Source organism: Stenotrophomonas lacuserhaii (genome assembly GCF_014836545.1).
In the GTDB taxonomy this organism is placed as follows: Bacteria; Pseudomonadota; Gammaproteobacteria; order Xanthomonadales; family Xanthomonadaceae; genus Stenotrophomonas; species Stenotrophomonas lacuserhaii.
This window is the reverse complement of the sequence record NZ_JACSQS010000003.1, coordinates 124,033-142,281: the sequence shown is the minus strand read 5'-3', so window position 1 is coordinate 142,281 and position 18,249 is coordinate 124,033. Positions and strand designations below refer to the sequence as shown.

Below are 18,249 nucleotides of genomic sequence, written 5' to 3'. Positions count from 1 at the left end.
ACCCTCCCATGATGAAGAAGTCCCTGTTGTTGTCCCTGTTCGCTGCCGTGGCCCTGGCCGCCTGTGGCAAATCCGGCGAACCCTCGCAGAAGCTGATCGTGGCCGCCACGGCGGTGCCACACGCGGAGATCCTCGAGGTGGTCAAGCCGATGCTGAAGGAGCAGGGTGTGGACCTGGATGTGCGCGTGTTCAACGACTACGTGCAGCCCAACGACCAGCTGGTGCAGAAGCAGGTGGACGTCAATTACTTCCAGACCGAGCCCTACCTGGACGCGTACAACCGGGATCGCAAGTCCGGGCTGGTGACCGTGGCCGGCGTGCACATCGAGCCCTTCGGTGCGTATTCGCGCAAGGTCAAGTCGCTGGATGAACTGCGCGAAGGCGCCGACGTGGTGATCCCCAACGATCCCAGCAACAACAGCCGCGCGCTGATCCTGCTGCACAACGCCGGGGTCATCCAGCTGCAGGACCCGAAGAACGCCCTGGCCACCCAGCGTGACATCATCGCCAACCCGAAGAACCTGAAGTTCCGCGAGCTGGACTCGGCCATGCTGCCGCGCGTGCTGGACCAGGTCGACCTTGCACTGATCAACACCAACTACGCGCTGGATGCCGGCCTCAATCCCACCCAGGATGCGCTGGCGATCGAGAGCAAGGATTCGCCCTACGTGAACTTCCTGGTGGCGCGTCCGGACAACAAGGACGACCCGCGCGTGCAGAAGCTGGCCAAGGCGTTGACCAGCCCGCAGGTGAAGGAATTCATCGCGCAGAAGTACAAGGGCGCGGTGCTGCCGGCGTTCTGATCCATCGGTCCGTCGGGCATGACCCGGCGCTGACAGAACCCCGCATCACCAGGCGAGGGCCGCATTGACGGCCCGTTGCCAGCCCGCATACAGCGCCTCGCGCTGGGCCGCGGACATCGTCGGCTCGAAGCGCCGGTCCACGCCCCACTGGGCCGCGATCTGCGCACGACTTTCCCAGAAGCCGGTCGCCAGCCCGGCCAGGTAGGCCGCGCCCAGCGCGGTGGTTTCCGCCACCTGCGGTCGCAGCACCGGAACGCCCAGCAGGTCACTCTGGAACTGCCCCATGAAGTCATTGGCGATCGCCCCGCCGTCGGCGCGCAGTTCCTTCAGTTCGATGCCTGCGTCGGCCTGCATGGCGGCCAGCACGTCGCGGGTCTGGTAGGCAATGGATTCCACCGCCGCGCGGATGAAGTGTTCTTTGGTGGTGCCGCGGGTGACCCCGAACATCGCGCCGCGCGCGTCGCTGCGCCAGTACGGCGCGCCCAGCCCGACGAAGGCGGGAACCAGGTACACGCCGCCGGTATCGGGCACGCGTTCGGCATAGGCCTGGCAGTCGCTGGACTTGCCGAACATGCGCAGCCCGTCGCGCAGCCACTGCACCACCGATCCGGCGACGAAGATCGAACCTTCCAGCGCATATTCCACCTGGCCGTCGACATTCCACGCGATGGTGGTCAGCAGGCCATTGGCTGAAGTGACCGCCTGGCGGCCGGTGTTCATCAGCATGAAGCAGCCGGTGCCATAGGTGTTCTTGGCCATGCCAGGTTCGAAACAGGCCTGCCCGAACAGCGCCGCCTGCTGGTCACCGGCGATGCCGGCAATGGGAATCCGTCGATCGAAAAAGAACTGCGGCCGCGTATGGCCGTACACCTCGCTGCTGCTTCGCACGTCCGGCAGCATCGCGCGCGGTATGTCCAGCAGCGCCAGCAGCTCCTCGTCCCAGGCCAGTGTGTGGATGTTGAACAGCAGCGTGCGCGCGGCGTTGGTCATGTCGGTCACGTGCACCGCGCCGCCGGTGAGGTTCCAGATCAGCCAGCTGTCGATGGTACCGAACAGCAGCTCGCCGCGTTCGGCCCGCGCCTGCGCGCCGTCCACATGGTCCAGGATCCAGCGGATCTTGGTGGCGGAGAAGTAGGCATCCACCACCAGCCCGGTCCGGCTGCGGATCAGCGCCTCATGGCCATCGGCCTTCAGCTGCTCACAGATCGCCTGGCTCTGGCGCGACTGCCAGACGATGGCGTTGTGGATCGGCTGGCCGGTCGCCTTGTCCCAGACGACCGTGGTTTCGCGCTGGTTGGTGATGCCGATGCCGGCGATGCGGCGCGGATCGACCTGCTGCTGGTTGAGCAGTTCGGTCAGGGTGGTATAGACGCTGGTCAGGATTTCGCGCGGATCATGTTCCACCCAGCCGGGCTGCGGGAACAGCTGGGCGAACTCACGTTGCGCGCTGCCCGCGATACGACCATCACGGTCGAACAGGATGGCGCGGGAACTGGTGGTGCCCTGGTCGATGGCAAGGATGAAATCAGGTTCCATGAAGGTGTCCTGGTCGGTTCGTGGGGCGCTGCGGCAGCGACGCGCGCGGCAGGGAGTTCATTGTGCGCCGCAGTCGCTCGCAACGACCGTGGAATCTGCCAGCGCACGCTGGCGCGCCGGAAGGAACGGCAGGATGAGCCAGCGGTAGGCGGCCCCGCCGAGCGCGCCGCCGATCAGCGGGCCGACGATGGGGATCCACCAGTAATGGTGTTCGGCCGGCAACGCGGCGCGGTCCCAGCCGGCGAGCCAGGCGAACACGCGCGGACCGAAATCGCGGGCGGGATTGATCGCCCAGCCCTCCAGATAGCCCATCGATGCGCCGATGCAGGCCACCAGCAGGCCGATCATCAGCGCGCCGCCGTTCGCCCCCGGTGCGGCTTCGTTGTAACGCTCGGTGATGGCGAAGATGCCGAACACCAGGAACGCGGTCAGGATGACCTCATTGCGCAGCGCATGCAGCGGCGTGACCGCCAGTCCCGGCGCAGTGAAGAACACCCCGGCCGCCCCCCCTTCAGCGCGGGTCATCCCGTGCAGGTCGTTGTAATGGTCGAGGACGGGGCCATACAGCAGCAGCACGATCGCCGCGCCGACGAAACCACCCAGCACCTGCGCGGTCCAGTACGGCAGCACGCGCGGCCACGGAAAACCGCGATACAGCGCAAGGGCCAGGGTCACCGCCGGATTGGCGTGGGTGCCCGATACCGACGCCGTGGCGTATATCGCAACGGTGACCGCCAGTCCCCAGGTGATGCACAACCCCCAGTAGGCATGCTGGTAGGGACTGGGGTCGTACAGCAGGTACATGGCGGCTGCAGAGCAGCCGATGCTGATGATGATCGCCACCGCGACCGCCTCGGAAATCAGTTCGCCTGCAAGCTGCCGTCGTGACATGCGGTGTTCCTCATCGTGCAATCAGGGAGAGCCCACGGCACGTCGGCCGGTGGGTGCGTGGGTGTCCAGCCAGCGGGCCAGCCGATCCTGCTGCGCAGCGTCCAGCGCCAGGCCGAGTCGGGTCCGTCGCCACAGGACGTCATCTGCCTGGCGAACCCATTCGTGCGCACACAGGTAGCGCACCTCGGCTTCATACAGATCGGCGCCGAAGTGCGTGCCGAGCGCGTCCATCGAATCGGCCTGGCCGAGGATCAACGCGGCCCGCGCGCCATAGGTGCGGGCCCAGCGCGCCCCAAGCGCCGGCGGCAGCCATGGCCACTGCGTTGCCAGCCAGGCCGCGCCCTGCGCCGGCGTACCGCGTTCGGCCCCGGGCAGCAGCGCGCCGGTGGCTGTCCATGCAGGCGCTGCATTGCCGCCATGGCGCGCCAGCAGGTCAACCGCCTCTTCGGCCAGGCGCCGATACGTGGTCAGTTTGCCCCCGAGTACGTTCAGCAGCGGCGCGCCCTCGGCATCCAGCTCCAGCCGGTAATCACGGCTCACCGTGCTGGCCTCCGCGTCCGCGTCATCCAGCAACGCGCGCACCCCGCTGAACTCCCACACGATGTCGCGCGGGCTGGTCTGCTGGCGGAAACTGCGATTGGCCGCCGCGCACAGATAGTCGCGCTGGGCATCGTCCACGCGCGCAGCGCCGGGATCGCCATCGAAGTCCACGTCGGTCGTGCCGATGAGGGTGTAGTGGTCTTCGAAGGGAATGGCGAACACGATGCGGCCATCGGGTTGCTGCAGCAGGTAGGCATGGTCATGCGCGTACAGCGCCGGCACCACGATGTGGCTGCCCTGTACCAGGCGCAGCGGGACGCGCCGGGTCAGGCTGATGTCGTCGACGAATCCGGGCGCCCACGGACCGGTGGCATTGACCAGCATCCGCGTGCGCACGCTGCGCTGGCTGCCATCCGGATCGCGCAGGTCGACCGACCAGCCATCCGCCTCCCGCCACGCCTGCTCGCAGCGTGTGCGCGTCCATATGCGGGCACCACGCTCGGCGGCATCGATGGCATTGGCCACCACCAGCCGGGCGTCCGGCGCCTGCGCGTCGGTGTAGGTGAATCCACGGCGCAGGCCATCGTGCAGCGGTGCGCCAAGCGGATGATTGGACAGCCGCAGCGAACGCGATCGAGGCAGCGGCGACGATCGTCCACCCAGGTGGTCGTAAAGCCACAACCCCAGGCCGATCAGCCACGCGGGCCGAAGGTGGGGCTCATGCGGCAGCACGAAGGGCAGCGGCTGCACCAGGTGCGGCGCGATCCGCAGCAGGACGTCGCGTTCTTTCAACGACTTGCGGACCATGCCGAACTGGCGGTGTTCCAGGTAGCGCAGCCCGCCATGGATGAGCTTGGAGCTCGCGCTGGACGTGTGCGAAGCCAGGTCGTGTTGTTCGCACAGGGCGACCTCCAGCCCGCGTCCCGCCGCGTCGCGGGCGATCCCGGTTCCGTTGATCCCACCGCCCACCACCAGCATGTCGAGCATCTGCGGTCGCCCTCCGGCAGGCATCTGCCATGTATGGGCCCGAGCCTAGCGCACTGCGGCTGGCGGAAATGTGGCATGCGCACGGTTGCGCGTGCGCGGTGAAATGACAACGGGCCCCGAAGGGCCCGCTGCAGTGAAACGATGTTGCTTGCGACGTGCTTAGAAGCGCGCGCCGATACCGAAGCCGACAGTCCACGGATCCAGCTTGGCGTCTGCGCCGGTGCCGTCGCCGCCGACCTTCACTTCCGGACGTGCGTGCATGTAGCGCGCATCGGCGCGGGCGAACCAGGTGGAGTTGATGTTCATGTCCACGCCGACGGTGCCGATGGCGCCCTTGGCGGTTTCCAGGCCGATGTGCTCGGTGACGCCCGGAGCGGTCAGGTCTTCATTGCTGAAGTTCGACTCGTAGTAACCGACGCCGACGAACGGACGGAACACATTGTCCGCCTGACCGAAGTGGTACTGGCCGCTCAGTGCGATCGGCTGCTGTTCCACCGTGCCCAGGCGCTCGTTACCGACGCCGCGCACGCGGTGGTTGAACTTGTCGGCTGCGCCCCACAGTTCAACGGCCCAGTTGTCGTTGATGTAGTAGCTCAGGCTCAGGGTCGGTGCCGGGCCGCCATCGAACTTGCGGATGCCTTCAACCGGATCGTTCTTCGGCTGCAGCAGGGCCACACCGCCGACGACGGCGAAGTGCTTGCCCGAAGCCGTGTCGGTGCTGCTGTCAGTGGCCGAATAGTCCTGCGCGAAGGCGCTCGGAGCAAACGCGGCGGCGGTCAGCAGGGAAAGGCTCAGGATACGGATGGAGCGCATGGGGGAATCTCCTCGGGGTTCTTGTTATGGGTCCCCTGTCGGGGCGCAGCCAACGTATTCCCGTGAACATGAATCGAGTCCGACGCGCGTTAAAAATTAGTTGGATGTGTTCAGCAAAACGCGGGAAATGCCTACTGCGATGTAGAGTTGCGTCAATGAAAGATGTTCATGCAGATCGTCAGGATGTGACTGGAAACGACATATGCATCGGGTTGCCTGCGCAGCTCGGTGCGCAGGCGCGGGTGCTGGTGCTGGGTTCGATGCCGGGTGTGGCGTCGCTGCGCGAGGCCCGTTACTACGCCCATCCATGCAACCGCTTCTGGCCGTTGATGTCCCTGTTGGCGGGGATTGATGCGGGACTGCCGTACGCGGCGCGGGTGGCTGCGCTGAACGACGCCGGTATCGGCCTTTGGGATGTGATCGGGCGATGCCGCCGGCGCGGCAGCCTGGATGCGGACATCGTGCGCGGCAGCGAGGTGCCCAATCCGATCGCGGCGGTACTGGCGACGCTGCCGGCACTGCAGTTGGTGGCGTGCAATGGTGCCGCCGCACACCGCGCGTTCCAGCGCTTCATCGTTCCCGGCCTGCAGCGGCCGCTGGAGGTGCCGGTTCTGGCACTGCCCTCGACCAGTCCTGCCAATGCGGCCGCCTCGCTGCCGGCGCTGCAGCACGCCTGGCGGGCGGTCGGTGAGTCACTGGCGCGCCTGTAATGAAGGGACAATACGCCACCGACTGGAAGCGGCTGGCGCCATGCCCTCGCAGCGCAAGCGCGCTGCTACAACAGCGTGTCCCGGGACAGTGCGGACTGAAAACGCCATCAACGGTTGGCGAGGGGGCCATGCTGGCCGCACAATAGAGGATTCCCTACACCAGATTGCCGGAGTTATCCCCATGGCCGAAATCAAGGAAGCCCTCGTCCCCGATATCGGTGACTACAGCGATATCCCGGTAATCGAGGTGCTGGTCGCCGTCGGCGACACGGTCAAGAAGGACCAGGGGCTGGTCACGCTGGAAAGCGACAAGGCGACGATGGAAGTACCGTCGTCGGTCGCAGGCGTGGTCAAGGAGATCAAGGTAAAGGTCGGCGACAACCTGTCTGAAGGCAAGGTCGTGGCGCTGATCGAGGTCGCTGAAGGTGACGCACCGGCCGCCAAGCCGGCCGCCGCCGCTGCCGCACCTGCGCCGGCCAAGGCTGCCGCTGCCCCGGCGCCGGCCGCCCAGCAGAGCGCCCCGGCCGCTGCCGCCCCGGCGCCCGCCGCCGGTGGTGGCGCGGTGGAAGCGCTGGTTCCGGACATCGGCGATTACTCGGATATCCCGGTCATCGAGATCCTGGTCGCCGTGGGCGACACGGTGAAGAAGGACCAGGGCCTGGTCACGCTGGAAAGCGACAAGGCCACGATGGAAGTACCCTCGTCGGTTGCCGGCGTGGTCAAGGAAATCAAGGTCAAGGTCGGTGACACCCTGTCGCAGGGCAAGGTCGTGGCGATCATCGAAGCCGAAGGCGCGGCCAATGCCGCTCCGGCGCCGACCAAGGCCAATGCCGCGGCCAACGAAGCAGCCGAAACCGCCACCAAGGTCGAGCCGGTCGCCGTGCCGGCACAGCCGGACAAGCTGGCTGCCCGTGAGATCGCCAGCGCCCCGTCCGCTGGGGCGCCGAGCAGCCCGCCGGTGCAGTTCAATGCCGACAGCGTGCTGCCGGCCAAGGTGCCCTATGCGACCCCGGCGGTGCGCGTGTTCGCCCGCGAACTGGGCGTGGACCTGCTGCAGATCAGCGGTACGGAAAAGGGCGGCCGCATCACCAAGGGCGACGTGCAGAAGTTCGTCAAGGCCGCACTCACCGGCGGCGGCGCTGCTGGCACGTCCGCACCGGCTGCTGCCGGCGGTGGCCTGAACCTGCTGCCGTGGCCGAAGGTCGACTTCAGCAAGTTCGGTGAGGTCGAGGTCCAGCCGCTGTCGCGCATCAAGAAGATTTCCGGTGCGAACCTGGCGCGCAACTGGGCCATGATCCCGCACGTCACCCAGTTCGAACAGGCCGACATCACTGAGCTGGAAGCCCTGCGCGTGGCGCTGAACAAGGAGAACGAGAAGGCCGGCATCAAGCTGACCATGCTCGCCTTCCTGGTCAAGGCCAGTGCCGCGGCGCTGAAGAAGTTCCCCGAATTCAACGCCTCCCTGGATGCCAGCGGCGAGAACCTGACCCTGAAGAAGTACTTCAACATCGGCTTCGCCGCCGACACCCCGAACGGCCTGGTCGTTCCGGTGGTGCGCGATGTCGACAAGAAGGGCGTGGTGCAGATCGCGCAGGAAAGTGGCGAGCTGGCCAGGAAGGCACGTGACGGCAAGCTGGGTCCGGCCGACATGAGCGGTGGCTGCTTCTCGATCAGCTCGCTGGGCGGCATCGGTGGCACCGCGTTCACCCCGATCGTCAACGCGCCGGAGGTGGCGATCCTCGGTGTGTCCAAGTCATCCATCCAGCCGGTCTGGAATGGCAAGGAGTTCGCGCCGAAGCTGATGCTGCCGCTGTCGCTGAGCTACGACCACCGCGTCATCGACGGTGCACTGGCCGCACGCTTCACCACCTACCTGTCGCAGGTACTGGCGGACATGCGCCGCGTACTGCTCTGATCGAGCCGGCAAGCCCCCTCCGTGTGGCCGCCGCCCTGCGCGCGGCCGCGTGACGAACTGCAGCAGACGCCCGCCGGCCATCCCGCGCGGGCATGAAGGAAACCACCATGGCCACGATTGAAGTCAAGGTTCCCGACATCGGTGATTACAGCGATGTGCCGGTGATTGAAATACTGGTCGCCGTCGGCGACACGGTGAAGAAAGACCAGGGTCTGCTGACCCTGGAATCGGACAAGGCAACGCTGGAAGTGCCGTCCTCGGCCGCCGGCGTGGTCAAGGAGCTGAAGGTCAAGCTCGGCGACACGCTGTCCGAAGGCGCTGTCGTGGTGCTGCTGGAAGCCGAAGGCGAGGGCGCCGCACCGACCGCGCCGGCCAAGGCGGCCGCACCCTCGGCGGCTGCCGCCCCCAACAGCAAGCCGCCGGTGACCCCGTCGCACCGCGCCCCGGCCGAGCCGGTCGCGCCGAAGCCTGCGCTGTCTTCGGGCAAGGCCGCCGACATCGAATGCGCGATGGTCGTGCTGGGCTCCGGGCCGGGCGGCTACACCGCCGCGTTCCGTGCCGCCGACGTCGGCCTGGATACCGTCATCGTGGAACGTTACGCGAGCCTGGGCGGCGTCTGCCTCAACGTCGGCTGCATTCCGTCCAAGGCCCTGCTGCATGCCGCGGCGGTGATCGATGAAGTCGCCCATGCCGGCGATTTCGGCGTGGATTTCGGTGCGCCGAAGATCACCCTGGGCAAGCTGCGCCAGTACAAGGAAAAGGTGGTCGGCCAGCTGACCAAGGGCCTGGCCGGCATGGCCAAGCAGCGCAAGGTGCGCAGCGTGCAGGGCGTGGGCCGCTTCGTATCGGCCAATGAGCTTGAAATCACCGCTGAAGACGGCAGTACCCAGCTGCTGCGCTTCCAGCAGTGCATCATCGCAGCGGGTTCGCAGGCGGTGAAGTTGCCGAACTTCCCGTGGGACGACCCGCGCGTGATGGACTCCACCGATGCGCTGGAACTGGCCGATGTGCCGGGTTCGCTGCTGGTGGTCGGTGGCGGCATCATCGGCCTGGAAATGGCCACCGTGTATGCCGCACTGGGCAGCAAGGTCACCGTGGTGGAGTTCATGGACCAGCTGATGCCGGGTGCCGACAAGGACCTGGTCAAGCCGCTGGCCGACCGCCTGAAAAAGCAGGGCGTCGAAGTGCACCTGAAGACCAAGGCATCCGGCGTCAGTGCCGAGGCCAAGGGCGTGACGGTCACCTTCGAAGCCGCCGCAGAAGGCGAGACGCCCGCGTTGCAGCAGGGCACCTTCGACCGCGTACTGGTGGCCGTGGGCCGCTCGCCGAACGGTGGCAAGATCGGTGCGGAAAATGCCGGCGTGCAGGTGTCCGATCGCGGCTTCATCCCGGTGGACCGCCAGATGCGCACCAACGTGCCGCACATCTTCGCCATCGGTGACATCGTCGGCAACCCGATGCTGGCGCACAAGGCGACCCATGAAGGCAAGCTGGCTGCCGAAGTGGCTGCCGGGCACAAGAAGGAATGGGTCGCACGGGTGATTCCGTCGGTGGCCTACACCAATCCGGAAATCGCCTGGGTCGGCGTGACCGAAACCGAAGCGAAGGCCAAGGGCCTGAAGGTCGGCGTGGCCAAGTTCCCGTGGGCGGCCAGTGGCCGTGCCATCGGCATCGGCCGTACCGAAGGCTTCACCAAGCTGATCTTCGACGAAGAGACCCATCGCATCATCGGTGGCGCCATCGTCGGTGTGCACGCCGGCGACCTGCTCGCGGAAATCGGCCTGGCCATCGAGATGGGCGCCGAAGCCGAGGATATCGGCCACACCATCCATGCCCATCCAACGCTGAGCGAATCGGTGGCGATGGCATCGGAAATCTACGACGGCACGATCACCGACCTGTACATGCCGAAGAAGAAGTAAGCCGCCAGGCGCCGCGCGCAGCCCGGGTGATGTTTCCCGGCACAAAAAAACCCCAGGCATGCCTGGGGTTTTTCGTCTGCGCAGTGGGGATCAGAACGACAGGCTGACGCCGGCCACCGGACCCTTGAACTCCTGCTTCAGGCCGATCACGCCGTCGCTGCCCTTCTGGTCGACGTCCAGCTTGAACCAGTCGTAGCCGGCGAAGAGGCCGAAGTTGTCGGTCAGGCGGTACTCGACGATCGCGTTGGCGCGGCTCAGGTCGCCTTCGTAGTCATCGAAGCTGCCCCAGCTGGTGTTGAGGTACTGGCCCTGCAGGTTGATCATCCAGCGATCAGCCGGGTTGAAGGTCAAGCGTGCACCGACCACCGGCGCCACGCCGTTTTCCTTCTCATCCAGGAAGCGGCCGTTGTAGACGTTGCCGAGGTCGGCATAGCCCTTGGCGCTGATCTGCGCCCATTCGGCACCGATCTGCAGGCCGAGGTCGAAGCGGTCGGTGTCCACGACCGAGTAGTCATAGACCAGGGTAGCGACCTGGTACTTCAGCTCGGCCTTGACGAAGCTGCCTTCCGGAACGTTGATCTCGCCGAAGGCGATGCCGTCGTTCAGCGTCTCACGGCGGTCCTTGTCCCACTTGAAGTAATCGAAGATCAGGCGCTGGCGGTCGCTGAAGCGGAACACGCCATCCACGCGCGGCTCCCATTCCTTGCCGCCCATGCTGAAATCTTCATTGAGATTCACGTCCTGGCCGGCAACGGTGGTGCTGCCGCGGATCGTGTTGTCGGTATCGATGTTCATCGCACCCAAGCGCAGCGTGAAGCGGTCATCGCCTTCGGCAGCATGCGCGTTGGAGGCAAAGCCGGCGCCGACGGCGGCCAGCGAAAGAGCAAGCAGGGTGGTAACGGGGCGCATCGGCAGGAATCCTTGCAGTGGTTCAACGAAAGTTGCGCCACTATCGCTATCTCCGCGTCCACCATTCGTGAGCGTATTGTGTAGGCGGCGTCTTCACAGGTCGCTATCAAGTGTGACGACCAACGGTCGTCACCCACCGCAGCACGGTCGTCACCCACCACAGCGCGGTAGTGCCGAGGCACGCTCGGCGAGCGCAGCGGCACAAAAAAAAGTCCCGCCGGGCAGCGGCGGGACCCCGTGCAGACCTGCGCAACTGCGCCGACGAGGATGAGAGAGCGCAGGTCGAGGGGTTGGACACACCGCCGCGACGAAAGTTCAATGCTGCATCGCCGCAGGGGCGGGAGCCCCGCTGGGCCTGATTGTCCCGCCCCCGGCCGGAAAAATCCCGGTCATCCCGCAACTTGCATCGATCCGGGATGAACACGCGGCGGTTGTCTCGCAAATTGTCCCATTGCTATAATTTGGCGGCTCGACGAGGCACCACGCAGCTGCCTCATGCCTATCACTCCAAATGTGCGGGACGTCTCTGTGCTGAATTCCGTTGATCCGGGTCGGCGACTGATGCTGCGCGCCGCGGTCTACCCGCTGGCCGCGGTGATTGTCCTGGCCCTTGGCTTCCTGCTGGTGAGTCCGAAACATGCGCTTGGCGCACTGCTTTCCGGGCTCGCGGTTTCGGCCGGTGGCTGGGTGGCGGCACGGATGGCACTGGGCGGTGGGGTACAGGCAGCTGGCTCGGCAATGGCAAGGCTGATCATCGCCGTCGTTGCCAAGTGGGCCGTGGTATTTGGCGTGTTGATCGCAGGCATCCTGGTGTTCAGGCTGCCGGCGGTGGCACTGCTGGCCGGTATCGCGGTCGGCTTGATGTTCCAGGTCCTGGCTCTGGCCAGGCGTTGATCGAATTTCTTAATAACTAAGGTTCCGGACACATGGCAGGCGAGGCGCTGACACCCACCTCCTATATCCAGCATCACCTGCACAACCTCACCGTTGGGCATGGCAGCCCGTGGGCGCTGCACCTGGATACCATCGCCACGTCGGTCCTGATGGGTCTGGTGATGGTTTTCGCCTTCTGGATGGCGACCCGCAATGCCACGGCCGGCGTGCCGGGCAAGTGGCAGGCCTTCGTGGAGATCTGCCTGGAGTTCGTTGACCGCCAGGCCAAGGACACCTACCACGGCACCAGCAAGCTGGTGACCCCGATCGCGATCACGATCTTCTTCTGGATCCTCCTGATGAACCTCATCAAGATGATCCCGGCCGACTTCATCGCCATCCCGCTCGAACTGCTGGGCGTGCCGTACTGGAAGCCGGTGCCGACCGCCGACGTCAACGCCACCCTCGGCATGTCGATCAGCGTGTTCTTCCTGATGCTGTTCTTCGCGCTGCGCGCCAAGGGCATCGGCGGCTTCACCAAGGAATTCCTGACCGCCCCGTTCGGCAAGTGGATGCTGCCGTTCAACCTGATCCTGAACATCGTGGAGTGGCTGAGCAAGCCGATTTCGCTGGCGATGCGACTGTTCGGCAACATGTTCGGCGGTGAAATCGTGTTCCTGCTGATCTGGGTGCTGGGCGGTGCAGGTATCGCCGGCATCTTCGCAGGCGCGTTCGCCGGCTTCGGCTGGATGCTGTTCCACCTGCTGGTGATCCCGCTGCAGGCTTTCATCTTCATGATGCTGTCCATCGTGTACCTGAGCCTGTCGGAAGACGCTCACTGAGTTTCGCTGCACCCTTCATCCGTTAGTTTCCAAATCCCTTAGCAATCACGTTCCCGGAGAAAACCATGTACTTCGCCGTCCTGACCAATCTCGCCCAGGTCCAGAGCTCCACCGTCCTCGCCGTCGGCATCATGATCGGCCTGGCCGCGCTGGGCGCAGGCCTGGGTCTGGCCATCATGGCTGGTAAGTTCCTGGAATCGGCCGCGCGCCAGCCGGAACTGATCCCGGTTCTGCAGGTCCGCATGTTCATCACCGCCGGCCTGATCGACGCCGCGTTCATCATCTCGGTCGCCGTGGGCCTGCTGTTCGCCTTCGCCAACCCGATGGTCGGCGAGTTCGTCGCCCGCCTGCCGGCAGTGGCTGGCTGATCCAGCCCCAAGTGAAACGACCGGGCGCTTCGGCGCCTGGTTGCGGATGAAGGTTCGGAGGTGCCGCCGGCAAGGCGGCACGTCCACCCCGTCACCACTGACTGAGCGAAAACAATGGATATCGGTTTTACCCTCATCGCCCAGGCCCTGGCCTTTGCTGCCCTGATCTGGATCATCGCGACCAAGATCTGGCCGCCCCTGATGAACGCGATCGAAGAGCGCCAGCAGAAGATCGCTGAAGGTCTCGCCGCTGCCGATCGCAGCCAGAAGGACCTCGCCCAGGCACAGGACAAGGTCAACGAGGCGCTGAAGGAAGCCCGCGGCAAGGCCAATGAAATCATTGACCAGGCCCACGCGCGCGCCAACCAGATCGTTGAAGCCGCCAAGAATGAAGCGATCACCGAAGCCAACCGCCAGAAAGAACTGGCCCAGGCTGAGATTGACCTGGCTGCCAACCGTGCCCGCGAAGAGCTGCGCAAGCAGGTTTCCGCGCTGGCCGTAAGCGGCGCAGAGAAGCTGCTCAAGCGCGAAATCGATGCCAACGCCCACAAGGCGCTGCTCGACGAGCTGGCTTCGGAGATCTGACATGAGCCAGGCCCTCACGCTTGCCCGTCCCTACGCCCGCGCCGCTTTTGCGACCGCGCGCGACGAAGGTGCGTTCGCGCCGTGGTCGGACGCGCTTGCGTTCTCCGCCCACGTCGCTGCCGACCCGCGCGTGTCGGCCCTGCTCGCCAACCCGGAGCTGGGTCGCGACGATGCCGTCGCCCTGCTGGCACCGGAACAGCGCAGCGAGACCTTCTCGCGTTTCCTGTCCATCCTGGCCGATGCCCACCGCCTGCCGCTGCTGCCGGAAATCGCTGGGATGTACGACCAGCTGCGTGCCGAAGCCGAACACGTGGTCAAGGCCACCGTGACCTCGGCCAACGAACTGGCCGCCGCTGAACTGGATGCGATCAAGGCTGCCCTGCGCAAGCGCTTCGGCCGCGATGTGGAAGTGTCCACCGCGGTGGATGCCTCGCTGATCGGCGGCGCCGTGATCGACGCCGGTGACGTGGTCATCGACGGTTCGCTGAAGGGCAAGCTTGCCCGCCTGCAGACCGCGCTCGCTAACTGAATTCAATTACCGTCCGGCCTCAACGCCGGCACTAGGACTCGACGATGGCAACCACGCTCAACCCCTCCGAAATCAGCGAACTGATCAAGAACCGCATCGAGAAGGTCAAGCTGGCCGCGGAATCGCGCAACGAAGGCACCGTGACCAGCGTGTCCGACGGCATCGTGCGCATCTTCGGCCTGGCCGACGTGATGCAGGGCGAAATGATCGAACTGCCGAACAACACCTTCGCCCTGGCCCTGAACCTGGAGCGCGATTCGGTCGGCGCCGTGGTGCTGGGCGAGTACCAGAACCTGCGCGAAGGCGACGTGGCCAAGACCACCGGCCGCATCCTGGAAGTGCCGGTCGGTCCGGAACTGCTTGGCCGCGTGGTGAACGCGCTGGGCGAGCCGATCGACGGCAAGGGCCCGCTGGGCACCCAGCTGACCGCTCCGGTGGAGCGTGTGGCCCCGGGCGTGATCTGGCGCAAGTCCGTCGACCAGCCGGTGCAGACCGGTTACAAGTCGGTCGACTCGATGATCCCGATCGGCCGCGGCCAGCGCGAGCTGGTCATCGGTGACCGCCAGACCGGCAAGACCGCTCTGGCCATCGATGCGGTGATCAACCAGAAGGACACCGGCATCAAGTGCGTGTACGTCGCGATCGGCCAGAAGGCATCGACCGTGGCCAACATCGTGCGCAAGCTGGAAGAAAACGGCGCCCTGGCCCACACCGTGGTCGTGGCCGCCACCGCGTCCGAATCGGCCGCGATGCAGTACATCAGCGCCTACTCCGGCTGCACCATGGGTGAGTACTTCATGGACCGCGGCGAAGACGCGCTGATCGTGTACGACGATCTGTCCAAGCAGGCTGTTGCCTACCGCCAGATCTCGCTGCTGCTGAAGCGCCCGCCGGGCCGTGAAGCCTACCCGGGTGACGTGTTCTACCTGCACTCCCGCCTGCTCGAGCGCGCTGCCCGCGTGTCCGAAGAGTATGTGGAGAAGTTCACCAACGGTGCGGTGACCGGCAAGACCGGCTCGCTGACCGCGCTGCCGATCATCGAAACGCAGGCCGGCGACGTGTCCGCGTTCGTGCCGACCAACGTGATCTCGATCACCGACGGCCAGATCTTCCTGGAAACCGATCTGTTCAACGCCGGTATCCGTCCGGCCGTCAACGCCGGTATCTCGGTGTCGCGCGTGGGTGGTTCGGCCCAGACCAAGATCATCAAGAAGCTCTCCGGCGGCATCCGTATCTCGCTGGCGCAGTACCGCGAGCTGGCTGCGTTCGCGCAGTTTGCCTCGGACCTGGACGAAGCGACCCGCAAGCAGCTCGAGCGTGGCCAGCGCGTCACCGAACTGATGAAGCAGAAGCAGTACGCCCCGATGTCGATCGCCAACCAGGCGCTGTCGATCTACGCCGTCAACGAGGGTTACCTCGACGACGTGCCGGTCAACAAGCTGCTGGCGTTCGAAGAAGGCCTGCACGCGCACTTCGCCAACACCCAGGGCGAGCTGATCGGCAAGGTCAACGCCACCGGCGGTTGGGACAATGACATCGAAGGTGCCTTCAAGAAGGGCATCACCGAGTTCAAGACCACCGGCAGCTGGTAACAGCGCACGTGGAGCGGGGCAGGTCCCCGCTCTACCGTTGAACATACGGGAATAAGAGATGGCAAGCGGACGCGAAATCAAAACCAAGATCAAGAGCGTGCAGAACACCCGCAAGGTGACGCGCGCGCTCGAGATGGTCTCGGCCTCCAAGATCCGCAAGGCGCAGGAGCGGATGAAGACATCGCGTCCGTACGCGCAGGCGATGAAGCAGGTGATCGGCCACCTGGCCCAGGCCAGCACCGATTACCAGCATGCGTTCCTGGTCGAGCGTGAACAGGTCAAGCGCGTGGGCTACATCGTGATCTCGTCGGATCGCGGCCTGGCCGGCGGCCTGAACAACAACCTGTTCCGCAAGACGCTGGGCGAAGCCCGTGCCTGGCAGGAAAAGGGTGCCGAAGTGGACATGGTGACGATCGGCCAGAAGGCATCGACCTTCTTCCGTCGCATCAAGGTCAACATGGTCGGCAGCGTGACCCACCTGGGTGACGTGCCGCGCCTGGAATCGCTGATCGGCGTGATCAAGGTGATGCTCGATGCGTTCACCGAGGGCAAGGTCGACCGCGTGTACCTGGTGTACAACCGCTTCGTCAACACCATGACCCAGACCGCCAGCTTCGACCAGCTGCTGCCGTTGCCGGCCGCTGAGAAGCAGGTCGCGCACCACGACTGGGACTACCTGTACGAACCCGATGCCGCGACCGTGCTGGAGCACGTGATGACGCGTTACATCGAGTCACTGGTGTACCAGGCCGTGCTGGAAAACGTGGCCTCCGAGCATGCGGCACGCATGGTGGCGATGAAGGCGGCCAGCGACAACGCGAACAAGCTGATCGGAACCCTGCAGCTGGTCTACAACAAGGCCCGCCAGGCAGCGATCACCCAGGAAATCTCCGAAATCGTCGGCGGCGCAGCAGCAGTTTGACGCGCACGTCCAAAGCACAAATCTAGAGGATGCAGCAATGAGTCAGGGCAAGATCGTTCAGATCATCGGCGCGGTCGTCGACGTCGAGTTCCCCCGTGAGTCGGTTCCGAAGGTGTATGACGCACTGAAGGTCGACAACACCGAAATCACCCTCGAAGTCCAGCAGCAGCTGGGCGACGGCGTGGTCCGCTGCATCGCCCTCGGTTCCACCGATGGCCTGAAGCGCAACCTGGTCGCCACCAACACCGAGCGCGGCATTTCCGTGCCGGTCGGCCCGGGCACCCTGGGTCGCATCATGGACGTGCTGGGTCGCCCGATCGACGAAGCCGGCCCGGTTGCCGCCAGCGACACGTGGGAAATCCACCGTGCCGCACCGTCGTACGAAGACCAGTCCCCGGCCACCGAGCTGCTGGAAACCGGCATCAAGGTCATCGACCTCATGTGCCCGTTCGCCAAGGGCGGCAAGGTCGGCCTGTTCGGCGGCGCCGGCGTCGGCAAGACCGTCAACATGATGGAACTGATCAACAACATCGCCAAGGCGCACAGCGGTCTGTCCGTGTTCGCCGGCGTGGGTGAGCGTACCCGTGAGGGCAACGACTTCTACCACGAGATGAAGGATTCCAACGTCCTGGACAAGGTCGCGATGGTGTACGGCCAGATGAACGAGCCGCCGGGCAACCGTCTGCGCGTCGCGCTGACCGGCCTGACCATGGCCGAGTACTTCCGCGACGAGAAGGACGCGTCGGGCAAGGGCAAGGACGTGCTGCTGTTCGTCGACAACATCTACCGCTACACGCTGGCCGGTACCGAAGTGTCGGCACTGCTGGGCCGCATGCCGTCGGCCGTGGGCTACCAGCCCACCCTGGCCGAGGAAATGGGCGTCCTGCAGGAGCGCATCACCTCCACCAAGAACGGCTCGATCACCTCGATCCAGGCCGTCTACGTGCCGGCCGATGACTTGACCGATCCGTCGCCGGCGACCACCTTCGCCCATCTGGATTCGACCGTGACCCTGTCGCGTTCGATCGCCTCGCTGGGTATCTACCCGGCGGTGGATCCGCTGGATTCCACCAGCCGCCAGATGGACCCGCTGGTCATCGGCCACGAGCATTACGACACCGCCCAGCGCGTCCAGCAGACCTTGCAGAAGTACAAGGAACTGAAGGACATCATCGCGATCCTGGGCATGGACGAACTGTCCGAAGAAGACAAGCAGGCCGTGACCCGCGCCCGCAAGATCGAGCGCTTCTTCAGCCAGCCGTTCCACGTGGCCGAAGTGTTCACCGGCTCGCCGGGCAAGTACGTGTCGCTGAAGGACACCATCCGTGGCTTCAAGGCCATCGTCGATGGTGAGTACGATCACCTGCCGGAGCAGGCGTTCTACATGGTCGGCGGCATCGAAGAAGCGGTCGAAAAGGCCAAGAAGATGGCCGAAAAGGCCTGATCCGGATCGGGCGGGAGCGATCCTGCCCGAGCTGACACCGGCGCTGGACACCCGTCCGCGCCGTGGCT

General features: G+C 65.3%; 17 protein-coding genes. 12 read left to right on the top strand and 5 right to left on the bottom strand.

Annotated elements, in window-relative coordinates; translation table 11 throughout:
• Positions 1-11: 11 nt before the first annotated feature.
• A complete protein-coding gene (locus tag H9654_RS04840) occupies positions 12-803 on the top strand; it encodes a MetQ/NlpA family ABC transporter substrate-binding protein (RefSeq protein ID WP_101101471.1) in 792 nt (263 codons plus the stop codon).
• Positions 804-848: 45 nt separating this feature from the next.
• On the opposite strand, the gene glpK is transcribed toward H9654_RS04840, so the two are convergent.
• From glpK to H9654_RS04820, 4 genes are all read right to left on the bottom strand, one after another.
• Complete coding sequence (glpK, locus tag H9654_RS04835) at positions 849-2,339, bottom strand: glycerol kinase GlpK (protein WP_182657369.1); 1,491 nt, start codon at positions 2,337-2,339, stop codon at positions 849-851.
• A 57-nt stretch (positions 2,340-2,396) separates the two neighbouring features.
• Positions 2,397-3,230 (bottom strand): MIP/aquaporin family protein, encoded by an 834-nt coding sequence (locus tag H9654_RS04830; RefSeq protein ID WP_191769449.1) that lies wholly within the window; start codon positions 3,228-3,230, stop codon positions 2,397-2,399.
• 21 nt (positions 3,231-3,251) lie between these two features.
• Complete coding sequence (gene glpD, locus H9654_RS04825; protein ID WP_191769447.1) at positions 3,252-4,757, bottom strand: glycerol-3-phosphate dehydrogenase; 1,506 nt, start codon at positions 4,755-4,757, stop codon at positions 3,252-3,254.
• Between the two features lie 159 nt (positions 4,758-4,916).
• Positions 4,917-5,570: an OmpW/AlkL family protein gene (locus H9654_RS04820; protein ID WP_191769446.1), complete on the bottom strand. Its 654-nt coding sequence runs from the start codon at positions 5,568-5,570 to the stop codon at positions 4,917-4,919.
• 155 nt (positions 5,571-5,725) lie between these two features.
• Here H9654_RS04820 and H9654_RS04815 point away from each other — a divergent pair, with 155 nt between their 5' ends.
• The 3 genes from H9654_RS04815 (at position 5,726) to lpdA (ending at position 10,117) form a co-directional block, all read left to right on the top strand.
• A complete protein-coding gene (locus H9654_RS04815; protein ID WP_225211877.1) occupies positions 5,726-6,280 on the top strand; it encodes a DNA-deoxyinosine glycosylase in 555 nt (184 codons plus the stop codon).
• A gap of 181 nt (positions 6,281-6,461) precedes the next feature.
• Positions 6,462-8,195 carry a dihydrolipoyllysine-residue acetyltransferase gene (aceF, locus tag H9654_RS04810; RefSeq protein WP_182657366.1) on the top strand — a complete coding sequence of 578 codons (1,734 nt, stop codon included), beginning with the start codon at positions 6,462-6,464 and terminating at the stop codon, positions 8,193-8,195.
• Between the two features lie 107 nt (positions 8,196-8,302).
• Entirely contained in the window at positions 8,303-10,117 is a 1,815-nt protein-coding gene (gene lpdA / locus H9654_RS04805; protein WP_191769444.1) for a dihydrolipoyl dehydrogenase, read from the top strand.
• A 90-nt stretch (positions 10,118-10,207) separates the two neighbouring features.
• Here lpdA and H9654_RS04800 read toward each other — a convergent pair whose 3' ends face one another.
• Positions 10,208-11,026 carry a porin family protein gene (locus tag H9654_RS04800; protein WP_042614566.1) on the bottom strand — a complete coding sequence of 273 codons (819 nt, stop codon included), beginning with the start codon at positions 11,024-11,026 and terminating at the stop codon, positions 10,208-10,210.
• A gap of 528 nt (positions 11,027-11,554) precedes the next feature.
• Here H9654_RS04800 and H9654_RS04795 point away from each other — a divergent pair.
• The 8 genes from H9654_RS04795 to atpD all read left to right on the top strand — a co-directional run bounded on the left by H9654_RS04795 (position 11,555) and on the right by atpD (position 18,181).
• Positions 11,555-11,920 (top strand): hypothetical protein, encoded by a 366-nt coding sequence (locus tag H9654_RS04795; protein ID WP_182657364.1) that lies wholly within the window; start codon positions 11,555-11,557, stop codon positions 11,918-11,920.
• 32 nt (positions 11,921-11,952) lie between these two features.
• Complete coding sequence (gene atpB, locus H9654_RS04790) at positions 11,953-12,741, top strand: F0F1 ATP synthase subunit A (protein ID WP_191769442.1); 789 nt, start codon at positions 11,953-11,955, stop codon at positions 12,739-12,741.
• 65 nt (positions 12,742-12,806) lie between these two features.
• Positions 12,807-13,109 (top strand): F0F1 ATP synthase subunit C, encoded by a 303-nt coding sequence (gene atpE, locus H9654_RS04785; RefSeq protein ID WP_042614569.1) that lies wholly within the window; start codon positions 12,807-12,809, stop codon positions 13,107-13,109.
• Positions 13,110-13,223: 114 nt separating this feature from the next.
• Entirely contained in the window at positions 13,224-13,694 is a 471-nt protein-coding gene (locus H9654_RS04780; RefSeq protein WP_042614570.1) for a F0F1 ATP synthase subunit B, read from the top strand.
• A gap of 1 nt (position 13,695) precedes the next feature.
• Positions 13,696-14,223 (top strand): F0F1 ATP synthase subunit delta, encoded by a 528-nt coding sequence (locus H9654_RS04775; RefSeq protein ID WP_191769440.1) that lies wholly within the window; start codon positions 13,696-13,698, stop codon positions 14,221-14,223.
• Between the two features lie 44 nt (positions 14,224-14,267).
• On the top strand, positions 14,268-15,815 hold the full coding sequence (gene atpA / locus H9654_RS04770; RefSeq protein WP_101101212.1) for a F0F1 ATP synthase subunit alpha: 1,548 nt from the start codon (positions 14,268-14,270) through the stop codon (positions 15,813-15,815).
• A 58-nt stretch (positions 15,816-15,873) separates the two neighbouring features.
• Entirely contained in the window at positions 15,874-16,737 is an 864-nt protein-coding gene (atpG, locus tag H9654_RS04765) for a F0F1 ATP synthase subunit gamma (RefSeq protein ID WP_042614573.1), read from the top strand.
• Between the two features lie 37 nt (positions 16,738-16,774).
• Positions 16,775-18,181, top strand: coding sequence for a F0F1 ATP synthase subunit beta (gene atpD, locus H9654_RS04760; RefSeq protein WP_042614574.1), 1,407 nt, complete (start codon positions 16,775-16,777; stop codon positions 18,179-18,181).
• The last annotated feature ends 68 nt before the right edge of the window (positions 18,182-18,249 follow it).

Coding starts and splice junctions, on each gene's coding strand:
- H9654_RS04840 (WP_101101471.1), top strand. CDS start 12: ATGAAGAAGTCCCTGTTGTTGTCCCTGTTCGCTGCCGTGGCCCTGGCC.
- glpK (WP_182657369.1), bottom strand. CDS start 2,339: ATGGAACCTGATTTCATCCTTGCCATCGACCAGGGCACCACCAGTTCC.
- H9654_RS04830 (WP_191769449.1), bottom strand. CDS start 3,230: ATGTCACGACGGCAGCTTGCAGGCGAACTGATTTCCGAGGCGGTCGCG.
- glpD (WP_191769447.1), bottom strand. CDS start 4,757: ATGCTCGACATGCTGGTGGTGGGCGGTGGGATCAACGGAACCGGGATC.
- H9654_RS04820 (WP_191769446.1), bottom strand. CDS start 5,570: ATGCGCTCCATCCGTATCCTGAGCCTTTCCCTGCTGACCGCCGCCGCG.
- H9654_RS04815 (WP_225211877.1), top strand. CDS start 5,726: ATGAAAGATGTTCATGCAGATCGTCAGGATGTGACTGGAAACGACATA.
- aceF (WP_182657366.1), top strand. CDS start 6,462: ATGGCCGAAATCAAGGAAGCCCTCGTCCCCGATATCGGTGACTACAGC.
- lpdA (WP_191769444.1), top strand. CDS start 8,303: ATGGCCACGATTGAAGTCAAGGTTCCCGACATCGGTGATTACAGCGAT.
- H9654_RS04800 (WP_042614566.1), bottom strand. CDS start 11,026: ATGCGCCCCGTTACCACCCTGCTTGCTCTTTCGCTGGCCGCCGTCGGC.
- atpB (WP_191769442.1), top strand. CDS start 11,953: ATGGCAGGCGAGGCGCTGACACCCACCTCCTATATCCAGCATCACCTG.
- atpE (WP_042614569.1), top strand. CDS start 12,807: ATGTACTTCGCCGTCCTGACCAATCTCGCCCAGGTCCAGAGCTCCACC.
- H9654_RS04780 (WP_042614570.1), top strand. CDS start 13,224: ATGGATATCGGTTTTACCCTCATCGCCCAGGCCCTGGCCTTTGCTGCC.
- H9654_RS04775 (WP_191769440.1), top strand. CDS start 13,696: ATGAGCCAGGCCCTCACGCTTGCCCGTCCCTACGCCCGCGCCGCTTTT.
- atpA (WP_101101212.1), top strand. CDS start 14,268: ATGGCAACCACGCTCAACCCCTCCGAAATCAGCGAACTGATCAAGAAC.
- atpG (WP_042614573.1), top strand. CDS start 15,874: ATGGCAAGCGGACGCGAAATCAAAACCAAGATCAAGAGCGTGCAGAAC.
- atpD (WP_042614574.1), top strand. CDS start 16,775: ATGAGTCAGGGCAAGATCGTTCAGATCATCGGCGCGGTCGTCGACGTC.